The organism is Amycolatopsis kentuckyensis, assembly GCF_041679295.1.
Taxonomy (GTDB): Bacteria; Actinomycetota; Actinomycetes; order Mycobacteriales; family Pseudonocardiaceae; genus Amycolatopsis; species Amycolatopsis kentuckyensis_A.
The window spans coordinates 391,436-410,980 of sequence record NZ_JBGDMD010000001.1; the positions used below are offsets into that span (position 1 = coordinate 391,436).

A 19,545-nucleotide genomic window follows, 5' to 3' on the forward strand; every position below is an offset into this window, starting at 1 on the left:
TCCCTGATGTCGCCCGGTACCGGACGGTGGGCGCATGGACCGCACCGATCCCGAAGCCGCGATCGCCGCCGCAGCCAAGCGCTGTTCCAACTGGGGCCGTTGGGGCGCCGACGACGTCCTCGGCACATTGAACTTCCTCGACGACGCCAAGCGCCGCGAAGGGGCCGCGCTCGTCCGGCGCGGCGCGAGTTTCCCGCTGGCCCAGCGGTTCGACGCGAACGGGCCGCAGAAAGGCTGGCGCCGCCGCACCAACCCGGTGCACACCATGCTCGACACCGGCCTGGACGCCGAGCGCGGCACCCAGGGCTTCCCGCACGGGATCGGCGGCGCGGACGACGTCGTGTTCATGCCGCTGCAGGCCTCGACCCAGTGGGACGGGCTCGGCCACATCTTCGACCACGGTGTCGCGTGGAACGGCCGGCGCGCCGGGGACGTCGTGACCAGCGAAGGCGACCAGGTCACCGGGATCGAGACGACAGCCGGCCGGATCGCCGGACGCGGTGTGCTGCTCGACGTCGGCCGTGCGCTCGGCACCGATGGCGAACTGCCGGACGGGTTCGCGATCACCGTCGCCCACCTCGAAGAAACCCAGGCGGCGCAAGGGGAAACCGCCCGGGTCGGCCGCGGCGACCTGCTCCTGGTGCGGACCGGCCGGCTCACCCGGGCTCGGCGCGACGGCTGGGGCGACTACGCCGGCGGGCCCGCCCCGGGCCTGTCGTTCACCACCGCGGACTGGCTGCACCGCACCGAAATCGCCGCGATCGCCACTGACACGTGGGGGTTCGAGGTCCGGCCCAACGAGTTCGACGACGCCTTCCAGCCGCTGCACCAGGTCGCGATCCCGCACCTCGGGCTGTTCCTCGGCGAGATGTGGGACCTCGACGCGCTCGCCGCGGACTGCGCGGAAGACGGCCGCTACGAGTTCTGGCTGACCGCCGACCCGCTGCCCGTGACCGGCGCGGTCGGCGCGCCCGTCGCCCCGATCGCCGTCAAGTGAGGAGTCCCCATGCCCGCCGTGCACACCGTCCTCGTGGTCGGCAGCGGCCTCGCCGGCGCCGCGACCGCGATCCACCTCGCCGGCCACGGCGTCGCGGTCGACCTCGTCGAGCTCAAGCCGGACGTCACCGCCCTCGGCTCCGGCATCACCCTGCAAGGCAACGCGTTGCGGGAACTCCGCGGGCTCGGCGTGTGGGAAAGCGTCCGGGAGAAGGGATACGGCTTCGACAGCGTGGGCCTGCGTGCCCCGGACGGCAGCCTGCTCGCGGAGTTCCCCGACGCCCGCACCGGCGGAGCCGACCTGCCGGCGGCGCTCGGCATGCCGCGCCCGGACCTGGCCCGGATCCTCGCCGAGCGCGCCGTCTCGGCCGGGGTGAAGGTGCGCTGGGGGTACACGGTCACCGCCGTCGCCCCGGACGGGAGCGTCACCTTCTCCGACGGCTCGACCGGCCACTACGACCTGGTCGTCGGTGCCGACGGGGTCCGCTCGGCCGTCCGGCGCCTGCTGGGCGTCGAGCGGGAGCCCCAGCCGACCGGGATGGGAATCTGGCGGGCGTCCGGGCCGCGTCCGGAGTCGGTGACACGCACCGAAATCTGTTACGGCGGCCCGAGCTACATCGCGGGGTTCTGCCCGACCGGCCCGGATTCCCTCTACGCCTACCTCGTCGAGGACGCCCAGGACCGCAGCGGCCTGTCACCCGGCGAGCAACTCGCGACCATGCGCGAACTCGCGGCGGCCTACCACGGGCCGTGGGACGACATCCGCGCCACGTTGACCGACCCGGCCCGGGTCAACTACACGTGGTTCGAGACGCACGTCCTGCCGCCGCCGTGGCACCGCGGCCGGGTCGTGCTCATCGGCGACGCCGCGCACTCCTGCCCGCCCACCCTCGCCCAGGGCGGCGCCCAGGCCCTCGAAGACGCCGCGGTGCTGACCGAGCTGCTGCTCGCGGCGGACACCCTCGACGATGATCTCTGGACCGCGTTCACCGAGCGCCGGTACGCGCGGGCGGCCGAGGTCGTCGCCGCGTCCGTCCAATTGGGACAGTGGCTTGTGGACCGCGTGCCCGGTGACGTCCCCGGGCTGATGGCCCGGATCGCCGCCCTCGTCACCCAGCCCGCCTGACCTTCCCTTCCGGAGGAGACCGAGATGATCACCCACCTGCGGCACGTCGACCTCGCCGTGCCGGACCTCGCCCGTCAGCGGGACTTCTACACCGGCGCGTGGGGCCTGAAGACCGAGCACACCGACTCCGGCGTCGCCTTCCTCGCCGCCGAGGGCTCGCCCGAGCAGTACGTCGTGCGGCTGCGCCAGGCCGGCGACAAGCGCATCGACCTGATCGCGTTCGGCGTCGCCACCGCGGCCGGCGTCGACACCCTCGCCGCCCGGCTGGCCACCGGCGGCGTCACCCTCGTCCACGAACCCCGCGCCCTGCACACCCCCGGCGGGGGCTACGGGTTCCGGTTCTTCGACAACGAAGGCCGGACCATCGAGATCAGCGCGGAGGTCGCGGTCCGCGCGCACCGCAAGATCGAGGCCGGCGAGTCCGTGCCGGTCCGCCTCTCCCACGTGGTGATCAACTCGGCGAACCCCGAAGCCACGCGGGCGTTCTACGAGAAGCACCTGGGGTTCCGGCTGTCGGACATCCTGACGCACCCGCGGATGGGCGAGATGATGTGGTTCCTGCGGGTGAACTCGTGGCACCACAGCATGGCCATCGCGCGCTGCCCGCACCCGTCGCTGCACCACGTGTCGTTCGAGCTGCGCGGCCTCGACGAGTACCTGCGCGGCACCGGCCGGCTGCTGCGCGCGGGCGTCGAGAAGATCTGGGGCCCGGGCCGGCACCTGGCGGGCAACAACACCTTCAGCTACTTCCTCGACCCGCACGGCAACACGGTGGAGTACACCACCGAGCTGGAGCACGTCGACGAGGACACCTGGCACCCGCACCTGTACGACTTCAGCGACCCCGAGGTGTCCGACCAGTGGGGCACGGCGAACGCGATGAACGAGTTCGTCGCGCGGCGGTCGTTCAACGACCCGGACCAGGGCCTGTTCGCGGCCCCGCCGGTCTGATGCGCCTCGCCACCTACGAGCACGGCGGAACCGTGCACGCGGGCGTCGTCTCCGGCGACGTCGTCCACGCGTTCCCGGCCGGGGTGACCGTGCTCGACCTGGTCCGCGGCGGGCCGGCCGTCCCCGGTGGCCCGGCGGTGCCGTTGGCCGAGGTGCGGCTGCTGCCGCCGCTCGAGCCGCCGAGCGTCCGGGACTTCGTCGCCTTCGAGGCGCACGTCGAGGCCATGGTCGCGCCCGGGTCCGTGCCACCGGAGTGGTACGAGGCGCCGACGTTCTACTTCACCAACCCGGCCGCCCTGATCGGCGCGCACGACGACGTGCCGATCCCGCCGGGCTCGCGGCGGTTCGACTTCGAGCTGGAGGTCGCCGCCGTCCTGGGCACCGACGGGATCTTCGGCTACACGATCCTCAACGACTGGTCCGCCCGCGACCTCCAGCGCCGCGAGATGAAGGTCAACCTCGGCCCCGCCAAGGGCAAGGATTCCGCCACGACGCTCGGCCCGTGGCTCGTCACGGCCGACGAACTCGAGTCCTACCGGGACACCGACGGCTTTCTCCGGCTGGACATGCGGGTCTCGGTCAACGGCGAGGAGGTCGGTCACGACCTGCTGTCCACCATGGGCTGGCCGTTCGAGGAACTGGCCGCCTACGCCGCCCGCGGCACCCGCACCCGGCCCGGCGACGTCCTGGGGTCCGGTACGTGCGGCAACGGCGGCTGCCTCGCCGAGTTGTGGAGTCGTGGCAGTACGCGTGCACCACTGCGGCCGGGCGACGTCGTGGAGATGACGGTCGAGGGCATCGGGACGATCCGGAACACGGTCGTCCCCGGCGTCGAGCTGCCGCCGGTCCGCCCGGCGCGACGGCGGTCGCGGTGACCGGCGAGGTCGTGGTCGTCACCGGCGCGGCCCAGGGCATCGGCGCGGCGACCGCGCGGCGGCTGGCCGCGGACGGCGCGAGGGTGCTCGGCGTCGACCGCGCCGGAGACCCCGGCCTGCCCGGCGTCGAGCACCACCGGTTCGACGTCACCGACGACGCCGGCTGGGCCGCACTCGCGGCGAGCCTGGAGCGGGTCGACGGGCTCGTCGCGACCGCGGGCGTCACCTGGCGGGCCCGGCTCGACGAGCTGGACGCCGCCGAGCTGGCCCACGTGCACGACGTCAACGTCGGCGGTGTGCTGCGCGCGGTGCGGGCGGTGGTGCCGCTGATGCCGGCCGGCGGGTCGATCGTCGTGACCGGGTCGGCCGCCGCGCTGACCGGGCACTACCCGGTCGCCTACACCGCGAGCAAGTGGGCGCTGCGCGGCTTCGTCAAAGCGGCTTGCCTCGAACTGGGCGGCCGCGGCATCCGCGTCAACGCCGTGCACCCCGGCTACATCGAAACCCCGATGACCGCCTCGGCGCCGCCAGGGTTCCGGGCCGCGAACGTCGCCGAGACCCCGCTCGGCCGCACCGGGACCGCCGAGGAGGTCGCCGCGCTCGTCGCGTTCCTGATCGGCGACGCGGCCTCCTTCATCTCCGGTGCCGACATCCCCGTCGACGGCGGCCTGACCGCGCACGGCGGTGTCAAGTCGATCAGCGAAGCCGCCCGAACCCGAAAGGACTTCCCGTGTTCGAATACTTCCCCGGCAACTACGTCTGGAACCTCGGCGTGGTCGCCGCGCTCAACAGCGGCGGGCTGATCGACGAGGTCGACCGCGCCTGCCGGCCCCTCCGCGAAGCCGCGGCCCGGGGTTCGGACGCCGGCACGCCGGACTTCCTGCGCGCGTGGACCGCGCTGACCGACCAGCTCGCCGGCCAAGCCGAAGAAGCCGAGAAGGCCGGCCACGCCCGCACCGCCGGCGAACTGTACTTCCGGGCCACGAACTACCTCTGCCAGGCCGAGCGCATGCTCGCCCACGCCGACCCGGACCGGCTGCCCACCTACCGCCGGGTCCTCGACCTCGCCCAGAAGTCGTTCGCCCTGCGCGATCCCGGTGTCTCCCGGGTGGCGATCCCGTACGAGGGCACGACCCTGCCGGCCTACTTCAGCTCCGCGGGCGCGTCGGCGCCGGTGGTGGTGCTGGTGAACGGCCTGGACTCGACCAAGGAGCACATGTACGGCTCGGGCCACTGGCGGGAGCTGGCCGCCCGCGGCGTCTCGTGCCTGATGCTCGACCAGCCCGGCACCGGGGAAGCGTTGCGGCTGCAGGGACTCACGGCCCGCATCGACGCCGAAGCCTGGGCGGGCGCGGCCGTGGACTGGCTCGAGACGCGGTCCGATGTGGACACCGCCCGGATCGGGATCGCCGGCTGGTCGCTCGGCGGCTACTACGCGCCCCGCGCGGCGGCGTTCGAGAAGCGGTTCGCGCTCTGCGTCGCCTGGGGCGCGAACCACAACTGGGGCGCGGTGCAGCGCCGGCGTCTCGAACGCGAAGGCGAGCGGCCCGTGCCGCACTACTGGGAGCACGTGCTGTGGGTGTGGGGCCACGACGACCTCGACGCGTTCATCGAGTTCGCCGACGGTGTCCACCTCGACGGCGTCGTCGAGAAGATCACGGTGCCGTTCCTGATCGCCCACGGTGAGCACGACCGGCAGATCCCGCTGGAGTATGCGCACCGGTCGTACGAGCAGGCGGTCAACTCGCCGCGGCGCGAGCTGCGGGTGTTCACCCCGGAGGAGGGCGCGACCGAGCACATCGGCCTCGACCACCTGCCCCACGTCAGCACGTACATCGCGGACTGGGTGGCCGACGCGTTCGCGGCCTCCGGGAACCGGTGATCTGTGCCAGGCTGGGGAGACAGACCCGGCCGAGAGGACCCCGATGCACCGCCTCACCGTGCTCTACCCGCCGCCCGCCGACGAAGCCCACTTCCGCGAGTACTACGTCCGGACGCACCTGCCGCTGGCCGAGAAGCTCCCGGGGCTGGTGTCGTGGCAGTACTCCTTCGACGTTGCTTCCCTCGCCGGTGAGAGCAAGTACTTCGCGGTCTTCCACGCGGACTTCGAGTCGGCCGAGGCCATGGCGGCGGCGCTCGGCTCGCCGGAGGGCAAGGCCGTGTCCGCCGACGTGCCGAACTACGCCTCCGGCGGCGTGGAGCTGATCCACTACCCGCTCAGCTGAACCCGCCCTCTTTCCCAGGCCGGTGATCGTCCGGTGCCGGCTCGGCGAGCGCGACGCGTTCCCCGAGCCGGTGCGCGGCCGGCACGGGCCGGTCGAGCGGTACGTCCGGCGGATGCTCGCCGGGCCGGACGACGTGCGGCCCGCCCGCCCTCGCCGCGTCACTCTCGGCAGTGGTGGGGAGCCGTCGCGCGGACCGGGGCTTCGAACAAGCCCGCGATGCGTGCGTAGCCGACCTCGTTCGGGTGGAACCAGTCGTCCGCGAGGGTGCCGCGGATCGGGCCCAGCGCCGGCCCTCGCAAGTCCGCCACGCGCACCTTCCCGTCCGCCGCCGCGGTGTCGATCAGCGCGTTGACCGCCCGGGCCGCCGCGTTGCGCCTCGGCAGCGTCGCCACCACCGAGCGGCCCGGCGGGAGCTCCTCCAGCAGCCGGGCGAACCCGTCCGCGACCCCGCGGCGCCGGGACCGCGTCAGCATGTCGTTGGCCCCCACGAGAACCGTCACCAAGGCCGCCCGCGCGGGCAGCCGGGGGAGCTGGTCCTCGAGGACGTCCGCGACCCGGGCCCCGGACGCCGACAGGTTCAGCACCGCGAACGGCGCTCCCAGGCGGGCGTTCAGCTGCGGGACCCAGCCCCCCGTGACGGTGCCCGCGCCGATGCCCTGCGTCATCGAGTCGCCGAGCGCCACCCACAGCGGCCGGTCCGAGGCGAGCGCCGCCCGGCCCGCTTCCTCCCACGCCCGCGCGAACGGCTCCTTCTGCGCCCGGACCCGCCCGATTCCGGGCAGTACGACGGCGGCGGCGTCGAGCACCCGGCTCGTCCACGTCGGCACGCGCACCCCTCCTGATCCCGTTTCCCCGGCATTCGGAGCCGGTCGCGCATCGGTTTGGCAGCGGTTCGACCGGGTAAGCGGAGAACCCCACGGACCGAAGGAGTGGCCGATGCCCGCGTTGACCCGCGTTCTCGGAGCGGTGACCGCCGCCTACAGCGTCACGATCATCGCCGCACCGCGCGTGCTGGCCAAACCCTGCGGCCTGACGACGCCGGCCGGCGAGGTCACCGCCGCCGTGCGGACGCTCACCGCGGGCATCGGCGCCCGCGACGCGGCGATCGGCCTCGCGATGGTGTTCGCCCCCGTCGGGAAGCCCCTGCGGGTCGCGCTCGCCGCCCGGGTGGCGTCCGACGCCGCCGACGCGGTCGTCTTCGGGACGAACCTGCCCGACCGGTCCGCCCGCCGGAAGGTCGCCGCGTTCGCCACGACGTGGGCCGCGCTGTGCGCCGCCTCGGCCCTTTTCCGGTGACCGGCTAGCCCGCCGCCGTATCATCGCCCTCCGGGACAGCGCCGCCGACGGAGGGGGAGCCGACCATGGCCCGGCTGGATCGCGACCGCACCCCGGCGCTGTTCGCGGTGACGACGTCCGTGCTGAGCGGCGTCATCCTGGCCGTGCTCACCAAGGCGCTGCAAGCCGGGATCTCGGCCGGCGCCACGGTGCTGTGGTCCGCCGTGGTGTCCGCCGTCGTCGCCGGGATCTTCTGGGTCGCGCTGCGGCGCACCCGGAAGCGCTCCGCCGCGGCGTTCATGATGACCTCGGCCTTCACCCAGAAGTACTACGTGGCCGATCTGGTGCAGCAGGTGCACAGCGCGCTCGACCGCAACGACGTCGACCTCGTCCTCCGCGTGCCGGACCTGGACTACGACGCCGGCGCGCAGGCACACCACCTGCGCCGCGTCCTCAGCCGGAAGGACGCCTACATCGGCGGCATCATCATCGCCGGCGAAGTGCTCCGGCTGCGTGAGGACCTGGCGACGTTCTGCCGGGAATCCCGCCTGCCTGTCGTCTTCGCCGATCTCGAGCCCTTTCCCAGTGAAGCCGAATACCCGGCCAAGACCGCGTTCATCGGCTACGACACCGGCGAACTCGGGGAGCTGGCCGGGAACTGGCTGGTCAAGCGGCTGCGCGGGAGGCCCGGCCCACGCGTGCTGATCGTCGCCAGCCGGGAACACGACAGCCGGCAGCAGCGCTGCGAAAAAGCGCTGCGCGCCGCGCTGGCCGATGTCGAGATCACCGTCGACGACCGGTGCGACTTCGTGCGTTCACGCGCTTACAACGCGGTCCGGGCCCACCTCCGGCAGCTGCCCGCGGACGGGCGTCTCGACGCGATCTTCTGCACCAACGACGAGATGGCGCTGGGCGCGGTCGACGCCCTCCTGGCCACTCCGTCGGCGGCCACCCGCGAGACGGTCGTGGTCGGCATCGACGGCGTCCTCGAAGCCCGGACGTTGATCGACACCGGCGGCAGCGCGCTGCGGGCCACCGTCGTCCAGGACACGCACCGCCTCGCCGTGGGCGCCGTCGACCTGCTGGTCAAGATGCACCGCGGCCACACCGTGCCCCGCCGGACGATCCTGGACGCCGGGCTGTACGAGGCTCGCTGAGCTCAGGCCGCGAGCGCCAGGAGGCTTTCCGCGGTCTCGGCGATGGTGTCGGCGATCGGCCGCGGCGACCAGCCCAGCACCCGCCGGGCCTTCTCCGCGGACGCGTCGTGGTTCCGGCCCAGCTGGGGACCGAGGACGCGCAGCCCGGGGTTGACGCGCGCGAGGACCCGCGCGGTCCACACCGGCAGTTCTCGCGTCGGGACCTTCGCCGCCCGATCGCCCAGCCGGGAGCGCAGGATCGCCGCGATCTCGCGCACCCACAGGCTGTGCCCGGAGATCGCCAGGAACCGCTCGCCCGCCGCGGCCGGGTCGGTCATCGCGCGCAGGTGCAGGTCCGCGACGTCGCGCACGTCCACGTAGCCCATGGCGAACTTCGGCAGCGCGGGCATCGCCCCGTCCAGCATCCGCTTCACCAGTCCGAGCGACGGCGAGTAGTCCGGGCCCAGCACCGGCCCGAGCACCCCCACCGGGTTCACGACGGCCAGCTCGATCCCGCCGTGCTCGGCGACGAACTGCCACGCCGCCTTTTCGGCCAGGGTCTTGGACTTCTGGTACGGCGCGACGCCGGCGTCGACGTCGGTCCAGTCTTCCTCGGTGAAGACCCGGGACTTCTCCGGGTGCCCCATTCCGATCGCGCCGAACGCCGACGTGAGCACGACTCGCTTCACCCCGGCCTCGCGCGTGGCCCGCAGCACGCGCAGGACGCCGTCGCGGGCGGGCGCGACCATGTCTTCGTCGCTCTGGGAGAGGGTGGTGAGCGTCGGCGAGGCGACGTGCAGCACGTAGTCGCACCCTTCGACGGCCTCGCGCCAGCCGGCGTCCTGCCGCAGCTCCGCCTGCAGGACGGTCAGTTTCGCGTCCGCGGGCGCTCCACCGGCGTGCAGCATCGCCCGCACCGCGGGCTCCTTCTTCAGGTCGCGCACCGTCGTGCGGACCGTGTGCCCGTCGGCCAGGAGCGCCAGCGCGCACCAGCTGCCGAGGTAGCCGGAACCGCCGGTGACCAGTACTTCAGCCATGGAAAACCTCGCAAAGTCGGGAGTAGGAGCTGGCGTGGCCCGGGCCGCTCGCCTATGGTTCTGGAGACGTCTCCACATAAAGTAATGGAGACCTCTCCGGATAGCAAGGAGGCCCATGGTCCGCTCGGACGCCCGGGAGAACCGGGCGCGCATCCTGCAGGTCGCGCGCGAGGCGTTCACTGAAGGGGGTGACGTCTCGATGAACCGGATCGCGCAGCTCGCCGGTGTCGGGCCCGGCACGCTCTACCGCAACTTCCCGACCCGCGAGGCGCTCGTGCTGGCCATCTACCAGCACGAAGTCGACCGGCTCCTCGAGTCGGTCGAGGAGCTGCTCGCGAAGCGGCCGCCGCTGGAGGCGCTGCGGGACTGGACGGTCGACCTGGTGGCGGCCATGCGGAAGAAGCACGGCCTCGGCGACGCGCTCAGCCCCGGCGCGCACCAGGCGATCACCGAGCAGACCTACGGCCCGGTCATCGCCGCCATCACCCGGCTGCTCGACGCGGGCAAAGCCGACGGCACCATCCGCGCCGACGCCGACCCCCGCGACTTCCTGCAGCTCACCGGTGCCCTCTGGCGGGCCGCCCTGGGCCCGGAGGACCGGTCGGCGTCGATGCTCGCCCTCATCCTGGACGGTTTGAGCGCCCGTCGGCGGTGAGCGCACGGCCCTCGGCGAAGAAGGCGGCGATCGCGGAACCGCCGCCGAGGTCGGCGACCGGACGGGCGGCGCCGAAGGGCGCGTTCCAGAACTCGCCGTGCCGCGGCGTGAACGGGCCGACGTAGGCGTAGGGCTCGCCGAGGTGGCCGTCGCCGGGGGAGACGCCGTAGTTCACCTCGTCGAGGGCGATCGCGACGTCGAAGTGCTCCGGCCACAGGATCGGCACCGACCCGGGCGCGAACTCGCGCAGCGCGCGGTCGCCGTCGGCGAAGGCCTGGAGAAGCAGCTTCAGCGCGTCGGCGGCGAAGACGATCGTCTCGTCCGGCCGGATGCCGGGACCGCCGGAGTAGACGCCCACGGGTGCACCCGCCTCGAGCCCCGCCTCCGCCCCCACATCGGCGTACGTGCGCCCGGCGAGCCGCACGCGGGTGCCGCCGGCCAGGAGCTCGTCCCCTTCGACGCGCAACGCGGGTTCGGCGGCCGTCGCGAACCCACCGTCGGCCACGGCCAGGTCGATGCGCCCGGTCGCGCGGTGCTGCGGGCCCGCGAGCAGCAGCTCGGCCACGCCGTGCAGCGACCGTCGCGTCGGTTCCCAGTCCATCCGAACTCCTCGTGTAACGCCCGGGAGGGTTCCGGGCACTGAGCCTGCCGTCACCGCAGTGTCCCCGAACCCAGGAGGCGTTACATGGCGGAGTGGCATCGGGTGGATCCCGCCGACGTACCCGCGGACGGCCGGGTCCGCAGCGTCACCGTGGCCGGGCGCAGCGTCGCGCTGTCGCGGTGCGGCGCCCGGCTCGGCGCGCTGGAGAACCACTGCCCGCACCAGGGCGGCCCGCTCGGCGAGGGCTCGATCGAGAAGGGCTGGCTGCGCTGCCCCTGGCACGGCTACGACTACGACCCGGTCACCGGCGAGTCGCCCGGTGGGTTCGGCGACGCGGTGCCGACCTACCCGGTCGAGGAACGCGCGGACGGCGTCTTCGTCCGGCTGCCGGAACCGGCGCCCGCGGTGCGGACGGTGGCCGACGTCCTGGTCGAGACACTCGTCGCCTGGGGCGTGCGGCACGTGTTCGGCATGGTCGGGCATTCGAACCTCGGGTTCGCCGAGGCCCTGCGCCGCGCCGAAGCCCGCGGCGAGCTGACGTACGTCGGGATCCGGCACGAGGGCGCGGCGGCGTTCGCGGCGAGCGCGTACGGCAAGCTCACCGGCCGGCCCGCGGCGTGCTTCGCGATCGCCGGGCCGGGCTCGACGAACCTGCTCACCGGCCTCTACGACGCCAAGCTCGACGGCGCGCCGGTGCTCGCGATCTCCGGGCAGGTGCCGTCGAAGGTGCTCGGCCGGGGCGCGTTCCAGGACGTCGACCTCTCCACGGTGTTCCGCGACGTCGCCGTGTCCACCACGACCGTCCACAGTGGAAGCGACCACGCCGAGCTCGCGGCGCTCGCGGTCAAGCACGCGCTCGACCGGCGGGGCGTGGCGCACCTGGTGCTGCCGGACGAGGTCCAGGCGCAGCCGAGCGACGCGCCGGCGGCCACCCCGGAGGGCCGGCGCGCGGGCCGGGGCGGGCGACCGGACGCCGCCGCCGTCACCGTGGCCGCCGCGCTCGTGCGGGACGCTCGCCGGCCGGTGTTCGTCGTGGGACACGGCGCCCGCGGCGCGGCCGCCGAGGTCACGGCGCTGGCCGAACGCCTCGGCGCGCCGGTGCTCACCACGTTCAAGGCGAAGGGCCTGGTGCCCGACACCCACCCGCTCGGGGCGGGCGTGCTGGGCCGCAGCGGGACGCCGGTGGCCAGCTGGCTGATGAACGAAGCCGACCTGATCGTCGCGGTCGGCGCGTCCTTCAGCAACCACACCGGCATCGCCGCCTACAAGCCGATCCTGCAGCTCGACGACGACCCGGGCGCGATCGGCCGGTTCGACGCGGTCACCGCGTCGCTGCTCGGCGACGCCCGGCTCGCCCTCGACGCGCTCGCGGCCGAACTGGGGGAGGCGAAGGCCGAAGACCAGCGGGCCGACGTCGCCGCCCGCTGGGCGATCTGGCGTGCGGAGAAGGCCCGCCGGGTGGCCGACGACCGCGGCCGCGGGGTCTCGGCCGCGGCGGTCTTCGACGCGTTGTCGCGCCACCTGCCCGAGGACGCGGTGGTCGCCGTGGACGTCGGCAACCACGCCTACTCGCTGGGCCGCTACCTGGAGTCGAAGGGCCAGCCGGTGCTGATGTCGGGTTACCTCGGTTCGATCGGCTTCGGCTACCCGGCGGCCCTCGGCGCCTGGGCGGCGGCGCCGGAGCGGCCGGTCGTGGCCGTCACCGGCGACGGCGGGTTCGGCCAGTACGCGACCGAGCTGACCACGGCCGTGAAGTACGGCATCCCGGTGAAGCACGTGCTGCTGAACAACAACGCGCTCGGCAAGATCAGCAAGGAGCAGCTCGCCGGGGACTACCCGGTGTGGCAGACGTCGCTGGTCAACCCGGACTGGGCCGCGTACGCGGAACTGTGTGGTGCCAAAGGCATCCGCGTCACCGCGCGCGAGCAGCTGGACGACGCCATGACCGCGCTCTTCGCCGCCGAAGGCCCCACCCTGCTCTGCGTCGAACAGGACGCCGAACTCCTCTGAAAGGGACGACCATGCCGAGCTACGACGACCTGCGCGCCCTGTTCCTCAACGGCACCCTCAAGCGCTCGCCCGAGCCCAGCAACACCGACGGCCTGATCGACGTCAGCCGCGGGATCATGGAGAAGAACGGCGTGCGGGTCGAGGTGCTGCGCGCGATCGACCACGACATCGCCACCGGCGTCTGGCCGGACATGACCGAACACGGCTGGGCCACCGACGCCTGGCCGGCCATCTACGAAAAGGTGATGGCGGCGGACATCCTGGTGCTCGCCGGGCCGATCTGGCTGGGGGACAACAGTTCCGTCACGAAACAGGTTATCGAGCGGCTCTACGCCTGCTCGCACCTGCTCAACGACGCCGGCCAGTACGCCTACTACGGCCGCGTCGGCGGCTGCCTGATCACCGGCAACGAAGACGGCGTCAAGCACTGCGCCATGAACGTCCTCTACAGCCTCCAGCACCTCGGGTACACGATCCCGCCCCAGGCGGACGCGGGCTGGATCGGCGAGGCGGGCCCGGGACCGTCCTACCTGGACCCGGGCTCCGGTGGCCCGGAGAACGACTTCACCAACCGCAACACCACGTTCATGACGTGGAACCTGCTGCACCTGGCGCGGATGCTGAAGGACGCGGGCGGCATCCCGGCGCACGGCAACCAGCGCAGCGAGTGGGACGCCGGCTGCCGCTTCGACTTCACCAACCCCGAATACCGCTGAGTCATGCCGGGCGTCGGCTTCGTCAACCTGTTCGCGGTCGCGGCCATCGCGCTCGCCGCGCCGCTGCTGCTCGGCCTCGCGCCGAAGCTGCGCGTGCCGGCCGTGGTGCTGGAGATCGTGGCCGGGATCGCGCTCGGGCCGTCCGGGCTCGGCTGGATCGAGCCGGACCTGCCGGTGCAGATCGTCGCCCTGCTCGGGCTCGCCTTCCTGCTTTTCCTGGCGGGACTGGAGATCGACGTCCACCGGCTGCGCGGCCGGGCCCTGCGGGTGGCGCTGCTGGGCTACGTCCTCACGCTGGCGCTCGGGCTCGCCGCGGGCGCGGGCTTCGCCGCCGCGGGGTGGGTGCAGAGCCCGCTGCTGATCGCGGTGGCGCTGTCGGCGACCTCGCTCGGCCTGGTCGTACCGGTGCTCAAGGACGCCGGGCAGGCCGAAGGCGGCTTGGGGCAGGCGGTCATCGCCGCCTCGTCGGTGGCCGACTTCGCCGCCGTTCTGCTGGTCTCGTTGCTGTTCTCGGCCTCCGGCGGCAGCACCGGCTCGCGGCTGGTGCTGCTCGTCGCGTTCGCGGGACTGGTCGTCGTGACCGCCGTCGCGGTCGCGCTGGCCGGCCGGTCGCGCCGGCTCGGCGCGACCTTGCTGCTGCTGCAGGACACCACGGCCGAGATCCGGGTCCGCGCGGCCGTGGTGCTGCTGGTCGCGTTCGTCGCGCTGGCCGAAACTTTCGGCCTGGAAAGCATTCTCGGCGCTTTCCTCGCGGGCGCGGTGGTCGGCCTGCTCGACCGCGACTCGGCGTCGCACCCGCGGTTCCGGGTCAAGCTCGACGCCATCGGGTACGGCTTCCTGGTGCCGGTCTTCTTCGTCACCAGCGGTCTGCGGCTCGACCTGTCCGGGCTGCTCGCCGACGCGGCCGCACTCGCCCGGGTCCCGCTGTTCCTGGTCGCGCTGCTGCTCGCGCGCGGCGTCCCGGCGTTGCTGTTCGCGCGGGAATTCGGGGCCCGGCAAGCGATCGCGGCCGGGCTGCTGCAGGCGACGTCGCTGCCGTTCCTGGTCACCGCCACCCAGATCGGGGTCCTCACCGGGCTGATGACCCCGGTGACCGCGGCCGCGCTCGTGTGCGCCGGCCTGCTTTCGGTGCTGCTGTTCCCCGCCGGGGCGCTGTCGCTGCTGCGGTCCCGGGACCGGGTGGCCGTAAGATGACCGTCACCTGTTTCGCGCGTTTTCGCGGCTATATTCGGCTGGTGAGCGCGCTTCCGCCGGACACCGAACTCGTCGCCGCGCTGCGCGGCGGGGACGACGGCACCTTCGCCGCCGTCCTCGACGCGTGGTCGGCGCCGATGCTGCGGCTGGCCCGCTCGTTCGTCTCCACCCACGCGTCCGCCGAAGAAGTCGTCCAGGACACGTGGCTCGCCGTGGTCAAGAGCCTCGACGCGTTCGAGGGCCGCTCGGCGTTCAAGACGTGGGTCTACCGGATCCTGGTCAACACGGCCAAGAAACGCGGCGCCGCCGAACACCGCTGCATCCCCTGGGCCAGCCTCGCGCCCGACGGCGAAGACCGCGGTCCCACCGTCGACCCGGCCCGGTTCCGCGGCCCGGACGACCCCTACCCCGGTGGCTGGCGGCAGTTCCCCGCCGGCTGGCCGTCGCCGGAAAACACCGCCCTGGCGCTGGAAGTCCGGGAGGTGATCGCCGGCGCGCTCGACGAGCTGCCCGCCCGCCAGCGCGCCGTCATCAGCCTCCGCGACGTCGCCGACCACAGCGCCGACGAGGTCTGCGCGCTGCTCGAGATCACCGCGGCCAACCAGCGGGTGCTCCTGCACCGCGCGCGGGCGGTGGTCCGCGAGCGGCTCGCGGAATACCTGGGTGCCGAGGGGAAACCGGCATGACGTGCGAAGAGTTCGTCGAACTCGTCACCGCCTTCCTCGACGGAGCGCTCGATCGGGAGACCGAAGCCCGTTTCGTCGAGCACCTGGCGCTGTGCGAGGGGTGCGAAACCTACCTCGACCAGTTCCGCACCACGATCGCGGAACTCGGCTCGCTCCCGGCCGAAACCCTTTCGGCCGGGGTCCGCGACAGCGTCCTCGACGCCTTCCGCGATTGGCACGCCCGATGACCACCACGCCACGACAGTCCTCTGCAGACCCTTCCGCCGATCGCGTCCGGCCCGCCACCCGGGTGCTCGCCCTCGTGATCGTGCCGTTCCTGATCGCGGCGTTCGTGCTCTGCTACCTGCTGCCGACCCGGACGCTCGAACTGTTCGCCTGGGGGATCAAGCCGCCGCTCACCGCGATGCTGCTGGCCGCGGTCTACCTCGGGGGCGCGTTCTTCTTCGCCCGCGTGGCGGCGGCGAAGCGGTGGTCGGAGGTCGCGCTCGGATTCCCGCCGGTGGCGCTGTTCGCGTCCCTGCTCGGCGTCACGACGGTGCTGCACTGGGACCGGTTCACCCACGGCCACGTCTCGTTCGTCGCGTGGGCCGCGCTGTACTTCGCCGCACCCGTCTTCGTGGTGGTGATCGCGGCCGCGAACGCCCGGGCGGCCCGCGGCGCGGTCGTCGCCCCGGATCCCCGGCTGCCGTCGGCCGTCCGGATCGTGCTCGGCGTGACCGGGCTGGCCGAGCTGGTGGTGGCGGCCGGCCTGTTCGCCCGGCCGGCCGAGGTGGGCGCGCTGTGGCCGTGGGCGGTCACGCCGCTGACCGCGCGCACCTTGGCCGCGGTGTACGCCCTCGGCCTGGCCAACGTGCTCGTCGCTATGGACGGCCGGGCGTCGCGGGTGCGGCTGCAGCTCGAGGTGCAGACGGTCATGCTCACCCTCATCGCGATCGCGGTCGTCCTGCGGCGAGGAGACTTCGCCGCCGGTCCCGGCGCGGCCTACGGTTTCGCCGCGGTCGTCGTCGCCGAACTGGCGGTGCTCGTCGCCGGGCTGATCGGGATCTCCCGGAGCCGCTCCGGGAGGCGCGCGGCCAGGTGGTCGATCAGCTCGGCGACCCGGCGGGGTACGTGGACGTCGTCGGCGAGGAGGGCGTAGACGTCCGCGGGCGGGGTCGGTACCCCGGGCAGCACCCGGACCAGCGCGCCACTGTCCAAATCGGACCGGATCTGCCACTCCGAGCGCATCGCGATGCCGTGGCCCGCCAACGCCCAGGCGGTCACGACGTCGCCGTCGTTGCTCGACAGGCTGCCGCGCACGCGCACCTGGCGCGGGTTGGCCGCGGAGCCGAACCGCCACACCGCGAAGTCGCCCTCGTTCTCCCGCAGCACGATGCAGTCGTGGCCGGTCAGGTCCTCGAGCCGCTCCGGTGTACCGCGGCGCTCCAAATAGGACGGTGCCGCGCACGGCACCCGGCGGTTGCGCGCCAGCCGCCGCATCCGCAGCGTCGAGTCCGGTGGCACGCCCACGTGCACGGCCAGGTCGAACTCGCGCCGGTGCGGCCGCAGCGGCAGCGCCGACGTGTGAAGCCGGACGCGCACCCGCGGGTGCAGCGCGGTGAACTCGCCGACGAGCGGCGCGACATGGGCGCGGCCGAACCCGAGGGTCGCCTGGACGACGATCGAACCGCGCAGGTCGCCGGTGCGGTGGCTGACGAGGTCGTCGAGTTCGCGGACCTGGTCGAGGATTTCCGCGACGCGCGCGGCGTACAGCTCGCCTTCGGACGTCAGCGTGAGCCGGCGCGTCCCGCGGTGCACCAGGCGGACGTCGAGTCGTTGTTCCAGGGCCTTGAGGCGCTTGCTCACCACGGGCAGGGACACGTCCAGCTCGCGGGCGGCCGCGGTGAGCGTCTCGCGGCCGGCCACCACGTGGAAGAAGGCGAGGTCGTCCAGTCTTTCCATGGGGGAAAGGATAGGTTGCCGCCGCCGGTCTTGCCCGGCCTGTGCGGCACCGGCCACAGTGGAGGTTCCCGACTCCGAGGAGCCTCCGTTGACCCACCGCTACCGCATCGCGGTCATCCCCGGCGACGGCATCGGCCGCGAGGTCGTGCCGGAAGGACTGCGCTGCCTGCGAGCCGCCGCCGACCGGCACGGCTTCGCCCTCGACACCACCGAATTCGGGTTCGCCTCCGCCGACTATTGGCTCGAGCACGGCGAAATGCTGCCGCCGGACTGGCGCGAGCAGCTCGCCGGGTTCGACGCGCTCTTCTTCGGCGCGGTGGGGTGGCCGGACGTGGTGCCCGACCACGTTTCGCTGTGGGGCAGCCTGCTCAAGGTCCGCCGGGGCTTCGACCAGTACGTCAACCTCCGGCCGGTCCGGCTGCTGCGCGGCGTGCGCGCGCCGCTGCGCGACCACGAGCCGGGCGACATCGACTTCCTGGTCGTCCGGGAGAACACCGAGGGCGAGTATTCGAGTGTCGGCGGCCGCGTTTTCGAAGGTACCGAACGGGAAACCGTGCTGCAGGAGACGGTGATGACCCGCGTCGGCGTCGACCGGGTGCTGAAGTACGCCTTCGAGCTGGCGCTCACCCGGCGCCGGCGCCTGACGTGGGCGACCAAGAGCAACGGGATCTCGATCTCGATGCCGTACTGGGACGAGCGCGCGGCCGCGATGGCGGCGAACTACCCCGGCGTGACCGCGGGCAAGGACCACATCGACATCCTGGCCGCGAAGTTCGTGCTCAGTCCGGAGAAGTACGACGTCGTGGTGGCGAGCAACCTCTTCGGCGACATCCTGTCCGACCTCGGCCCGGCCTGCACCGGCACGATCGGCATCGCCCCGAGCGCGAACATCAACCCGGACCGCACGTGGCCGAGCCTGTTCGAGCCGGTCCACGGGTCGGCGCCGGACATCGCGGGCCGCGGCATCGCCAACCCGATCGGCCAGATCTGGAGCGGGGCGATGATGCTGGACCACCTGGGCGAGCCCACCGCGGCGGCGGACGTGGTGGCCGCGATCGAGGGGGTGCTCGACGAGCGGCCGGACGTGCGGACCCCGGATCTCGGTGGGCAGGGGACCACGGAGGGCTTGGGGGTGGCGATCGCCGAGCGGATCGCCGGCCGGGCCTAGCCGGCCGGGCCGGCTGGCCGGGTCGGCCGGTCGCGATGCCGGGAGAGCCCAGCCTGAGCAGTCCCGGCCGCGACGACATGAATGAGTCATTCACGTCGTCCAGCGACATGAATGACTCATTCATGTCGCTGGACCAGCCTGGCCGGCCCGGCGGGTGGCCAAGCACCTCGCCGAGCGCGCCCCCCCGAGCTAGCCGGCCGGGGGAGTGGGGCCGGCCAGCAGGTCGCCGAGCCCGCCCCGCGCGTCCTCCAGCACGAGCGCCTCGGCCGCCGCCGAATCGCCCGCCCGGAGCGCGTGCACCAGCTGCCGGTGGGTCGTGTACCGGTCCAAGCCGAACGTCTCGTCCACGCTCACCCGCTCCAGCACCCGCGAGCGCCGCTCCGGGGAGGAGAACACGCGTGTCTGGTCGAGCAGCCGGACGAGGACCGGGTTGCCCGCGCACGACTCGACCACCGCGTTGAACCGCTGCACCGCGTCGAAGAGCCGGCCGACGTGCTTGGCCACCTCCTGGCCGGACTCGTGGCGCTGCTTGATGAGGATCAGCAGGTCGTCGGCTTCGTCGAGGATCGCGTCGAGCTGGTCCAGCTGCTCGGGCTTCGCGTGCCGCGCGGCGAAGCGGGCCACCATCCCGCGCAGGCCCACCTCGACCTCCGCGAGGTCCTGGACGGCGACGCCGCCGAACATCGCCACCTTGACCGTCCGGGGCCCGGCGCGTTCGAGGAGGCCGTCCTGCTCCAGGCGCCGGATGGCTTCGCGCACCGGCGTCGGGCTGACCGACAGCTGCTCGGCGAACCCGCGCTCGGTGACCTTCTGCCCCGGGCGCAGCTCGCCGGTGGTGATCGCGTCGCGGAGGGCGCGGTACACGCGGTCGGCCAGCGTGTCGGTCTGCAGTGCTTCGCCCATCATGCCGCACAGCCTACGGCAAAACTCATTTGCAACTATTGACCATCTTG

Annotated in this window: 21 protein-coding genes; 16 read left to right on the top strand and 5 right to left on the bottom strand. The window is 73.0% G+C overall.

What is annotated here, in order from left to right:
- The first annotated feature begins 34 nt into the window (after positions 1-34).
- The 7 genes from ACERZO_RS01715 to ACERZO_RS01745 are packed head-to-tail and all read left to right on the top strand — an operon-like array spanning position 35 to position 6,173.
- Positions 35-997, top strand: a complete 963-nt coding sequence (locus tag ACERZO_RS01715; RefSeq protein WP_372660532.1) for a cyclase family protein — start codon at positions 35-37, stop codon at positions 995-997.
- A 9-nt stretch (positions 998-1,006) separates the two neighbouring features.
- Positions 1,007-2,122 (top strand): FAD-dependent oxidoreductase, encoded by a 1,116-nt coding sequence (locus ACERZO_RS01720; RefSeq protein ID WP_372660535.1) that lies wholly within the window; start codon positions 1,007-1,009, stop codon positions 2,120-2,122.
- 24 nt (positions 2,123-2,146) lie between these two features.
- The gene (locus ACERZO_RS01725; protein ID WP_372660538.1) at positions 2,147-3,073 is read left to right on the top strand and encodes a VOC family protein; all 927 of its coding nucleotides are present in this window, start codon (positions 2,147-2,149) and stop codon (positions 3,071-3,073) included.
- On the top strand, positions 3,073-3,948 hold the full coding sequence (locus tag ACERZO_RS01730) for a fumarylacetoacetate hydrolase family protein (protein WP_372660541.1): 876 nt from the start codon (positions 3,073-3,075) through the stop codon (positions 3,946-3,948). The genes ACERZO_RS01725 and ACERZO_RS01730 overlap by 1 nt, the downstream gene beginning before the upstream one ends.
- Complete coding sequence (locus ACERZO_RS01735; RefSeq protein ID WP_372660543.1) at positions 3,945-4,751, top strand: SDR family NAD(P)-dependent oxidoreductase; 807 nt, start codon at positions 3,945-3,947, stop codon at positions 4,749-4,751. Before ACERZO_RS01730 ends, ACERZO_RS01735 begins: the two co-directional genes overlap by 4 nt.
- Positions 4,679-5,830 (top strand): alpha/beta hydrolase family protein, encoded by a 1,152-nt coding sequence (locus ACERZO_RS01740; RefSeq protein WP_372660546.1) that lies wholly within the window; start codon positions 4,679-4,681, stop codon positions 5,828-5,830. Before ACERZO_RS01735 ends, ACERZO_RS01740 begins: the two co-directional genes overlap by 73 nt.
- A gap of 43 nt (positions 5,831-5,873) precedes the next feature.
- Positions 5,874-6,173, top strand: coding sequence for an EthD family reductase (locus ACERZO_RS01745; RefSeq protein WP_372660549.1), 300 nt, complete (start codon positions 5,874-5,876; stop codon positions 6,171-6,173).
- Between the two features lie 158 nt (positions 6,174-6,331).
- On the opposite strand, the gene ACERZO_RS01750 is transcribed toward ACERZO_RS01745, so the two are convergent.
- Positions 6,332-7,000 carry an SGNH/GDSL hydrolase family protein gene (locus ACERZO_RS01750; protein ID WP_372660552.1) on the bottom strand — a complete coding sequence of 223 codons (669 nt, stop codon included), beginning with the start codon at positions 6,998-7,000 and terminating at the stop codon, positions 6,332-6,334.
- A gap of 109 nt (positions 7,001-7,109) precedes the next feature.
- On the opposite strand from ACERZO_RS01750, the gene ACERZO_RS01755 reads away from it, so the two are divergent.
- Together ACERZO_RS01755 and ACERZO_RS01760 are read left to right on the top strand one after the other, a co-directional pair.
- Positions 7,110-7,469, top strand: coding sequence for a hypothetical protein (locus tag ACERZO_RS01755; RefSeq protein ID WP_372660555.1), 360 nt, complete (start codon positions 7,110-7,112; stop codon positions 7,467-7,469).
- Positions 7,470-7,534: 65 nt separating this feature from the next.
- Entirely contained in the window at positions 7,535-8,605 is a 1,071-nt protein-coding gene (locus ACERZO_RS01760; protein WP_372660558.1) for a sugar ABC transporter substrate-binding protein, read from the top strand.
- Positions 8,606-8,607: 2 nt separating this feature from the next.
- On the opposite strand, the gene ACERZO_RS01765 is transcribed toward ACERZO_RS01760, so the two are convergent.
- The gene (locus tag ACERZO_RS01765; protein ID WP_372660561.1) at positions 8,608-9,621 is read right to left on the bottom strand and encodes an SDR family oxidoreductase; all 1,014 of its coding nucleotides are present in this window, start codon (positions 9,619-9,621) and stop codon (positions 8,608-8,610) included.
- A 115-nt stretch (positions 9,622-9,736) separates the two neighbouring features.
- On the opposite strand from ACERZO_RS01765, the gene ACERZO_RS01770 reads away from it, so the two are divergent.
- Positions 9,737-10,276 (top strand): TetR/AcrR family transcriptional regulator, encoded by a 540-nt coding sequence (locus tag ACERZO_RS01770; protein WP_372660564.1) that lies wholly within the window; start codon positions 9,737-9,739, stop codon positions 10,274-10,276.
- On the opposite strand, the gene ACERZO_RS01775 is transcribed toward ACERZO_RS01770, so the two are convergent.
- Positions 10,242-10,877, bottom strand: coding sequence for a hypothetical protein (locus tag ACERZO_RS01775; protein ID WP_372660566.1), 636 nt, complete (start codon positions 10,875-10,877; stop codon positions 10,242-10,244). The two genes, ACERZO_RS01770 and ACERZO_RS01775, sit on opposite strands and share 35 nt — an antisense overlap.
- An 84-nt stretch (positions 10,878-10,961) precedes the next feature.
- Between ACERZO_RS01775 and ACERZO_RS01780 the strand changes: the two genes are divergently transcribed.
- Genes ACERZO_RS01780 through ACERZO_RS01800 form a run of 5 tightly spaced genes read left to right on the top strand, consistent with a single transcriptional unit; the run spans position 10,962 to position 15,710 of the window.
- Entirely contained in the window at positions 10,962-12,887 is a 1,926-nt protein-coding gene (locus tag ACERZO_RS01780; RefSeq protein WP_372660569.1) for a thiamine pyrophosphate-binding protein, read from the top strand.
- A gap of 11 nt (positions 12,888-12,898) precedes the next feature.
- Positions 12,899-13,603: a flavodoxin family protein gene (locus ACERZO_RS01785; protein ID WP_372660572.1), complete on the top strand. Its 705-nt coding sequence runs from the start codon at positions 12,899-12,901 to the stop codon at positions 13,601-13,603.
- 3 nt (positions 13,604-13,606) lie between these two features.
- Complete coding sequence (locus ACERZO_RS01790) at positions 13,607-14,797, top strand: cation:proton antiporter (RefSeq protein ID WP_372660575.1); 1,191 nt, start codon at positions 13,607-13,609, stop codon at positions 14,795-14,797.
- A gap of 41 nt (positions 14,798-14,838) precedes the next feature.
- Complete coding sequence (locus ACERZO_RS01795; RefSeq protein ID WP_372660578.1) at positions 14,839-15,483, top strand: RNA polymerase sigma factor; 645 nt, start codon at positions 14,839-14,841, stop codon at positions 15,481-15,483.
- Positions 15,480-15,710 carry an anti-sigma factor family protein gene (locus tag ACERZO_RS01800; RefSeq protein ID WP_372660581.1) on the top strand — a complete coding sequence of 77 codons (231 nt, stop codon included), beginning with the start codon at positions 15,480-15,482 and terminating at the stop codon, positions 15,708-15,710. Before ACERZO_RS01795 ends, ACERZO_RS01800 begins: the two co-directional genes overlap by 4 nt.
- 754 nt (positions 15,711-16,464) lie before the next feature.
- Here the strand turns inward: ACERZO_RS01800 and ACERZO_RS01805 are convergent.
- Entirely contained in the window at positions 16,465-17,424 is a 960-nt protein-coding gene (locus ACERZO_RS01805; protein WP_372660584.1) for a LysR family transcriptional regulator, read from the bottom strand.
- A gap of 88 nt (positions 17,425-17,512) precedes the next feature.
- Between ACERZO_RS01805 and ACERZO_RS01810 the strand changes: the two genes are divergently transcribed.
- Complete coding sequence (locus ACERZO_RS01810; protein ID WP_372660587.1) at positions 17,513-18,592, top strand: tartrate dehydrogenase; 1,080 nt, start codon at positions 17,513-17,515, stop codon at positions 18,590-18,592.
- A 189-nt stretch (positions 18,593-18,781) separates the two neighbouring features.
- Here the strand turns inward: ACERZO_RS01810 and ACERZO_RS01815 are convergent, their stop codons facing one another.
- A complete protein-coding gene (locus tag ACERZO_RS01815; RefSeq protein WP_372660590.1) occupies positions 18,782-19,498 on the bottom strand; it encodes a GntR family transcriptional regulator in 717 nt (238 codons plus the stop codon).
- Between the last annotated feature and the right edge of the window lie 47 nt (positions 19,499-19,545).

What these genes read in the sequence shown, in the direction of transcription:
- ACERZO_RS01715 (WP_372660532.1), top strand. Translation starts at nt 35, where the DNA reads ATGGACCGCACCGATCCCGAAGCCGCGATCGCCGCCGCAGCCAAGCGC.
- ACERZO_RS01720 (WP_372660535.1), top strand. Translation starts at nt 1,007, where the DNA reads ATGCCCGCCGTGCACACCGTCCTCGTGGTCGGCAGCGGCCTCGCCGGC.
- ACERZO_RS01725 (WP_372660538.1), top strand. Translation starts at nt 2,147, where the DNA reads ATGATCACCCACCTGCGGCACGTCGACCTCGCCGTGCCGGACCTCGCC.
- ACERZO_RS01730 (WP_372660541.1), top strand. Translation starts at nt 3,073, where the DNA reads ATGCGCCTCGCCACCTACGAGCACGGCGGAACCGTGCACGCGGGCGTC.
- ACERZO_RS01745 (WP_372660549.1), top strand. Translation starts at nt 5,874, where the DNA reads ATGCACCGCCTCACCGTGCTCTACCCGCCGCCCGCCGACGAAGCCCAC.
- ACERZO_RS01755 (WP_372660555.1), top strand. Translation starts at nt 7,110, where the DNA reads ATGCCCGCGTTGACCCGCGTTCTCGGAGCGGTGACCGCCGCCTACAGC.
- ACERZO_RS01760 (WP_372660558.1), top strand. Translation starts at nt 7,535, where the DNA reads ATGGCCCGGCTGGATCGCGACCGCACCCCGGCGCTGTTCGCGGTGACG.
- ACERZO_RS01765 (WP_372660561.1), bottom strand. Translation starts at nt 9,621, where the DNA reads ATGGCTGAAGTACTGGTCACCGGCGGTTCCGGCTACCTCGGCAGCTGG.
- ACERZO_RS01770 (WP_372660564.1), top strand. Translation starts at nt 9,737, where the DNA reads ATGGTCCGCTCGGACGCCCGGGAGAACCGGGCGCGCATCCTGCAGGTC.
- ACERZO_RS01775 (WP_372660566.1), bottom strand. Translation starts at nt 10,877, where the DNA reads ATGGACTGGGAACCGACGCGACGGTCGCTGCACGGCGTGGCCGAGCTG.
- ACERZO_RS01780 (WP_372660569.1), top strand. Translation starts at nt 10,962, where the DNA reads ATGGCGGAGTGGCATCGGGTGGATCCCGCCGACGTACCCGCGGACGGC.
- ACERZO_RS01785 (WP_372660572.1), top strand. Translation starts at nt 12,899, where the DNA reads ATGCCGAGCTACGACGACCTGCGCGCCCTGTTCCTCAACGGCACCCTC.
- ACERZO_RS01790 (WP_372660575.1), top strand. Translation starts at nt 13,607, where the DNA reads ATGCCGGGCGTCGGCTTCGTCAACCTGTTCGCGGTCGCGGCCATCGCG.
- ACERZO_RS01800 (WP_372660581.1), top strand. Translation starts at nt 15,480, where the DNA reads ATGACGTGCGAAGAGTTCGTCGAACTCGTCACCGCCTTCCTCGACGGA.
- ACERZO_RS01805 (WP_372660584.1), bottom strand. Translation starts at nt 17,424, where the DNA reads ATGGAAAGACTGGACGACCTCGCCTTCTTCCACGTGGTGGCCGGCCGC.
- ACERZO_RS01815 (WP_372660590.1), bottom strand. Translation starts at nt 19,498, where the DNA reads ATGATGGGCGAAGCACTGCAGACCGACACGCTGGCCGACCGCGTGTAC.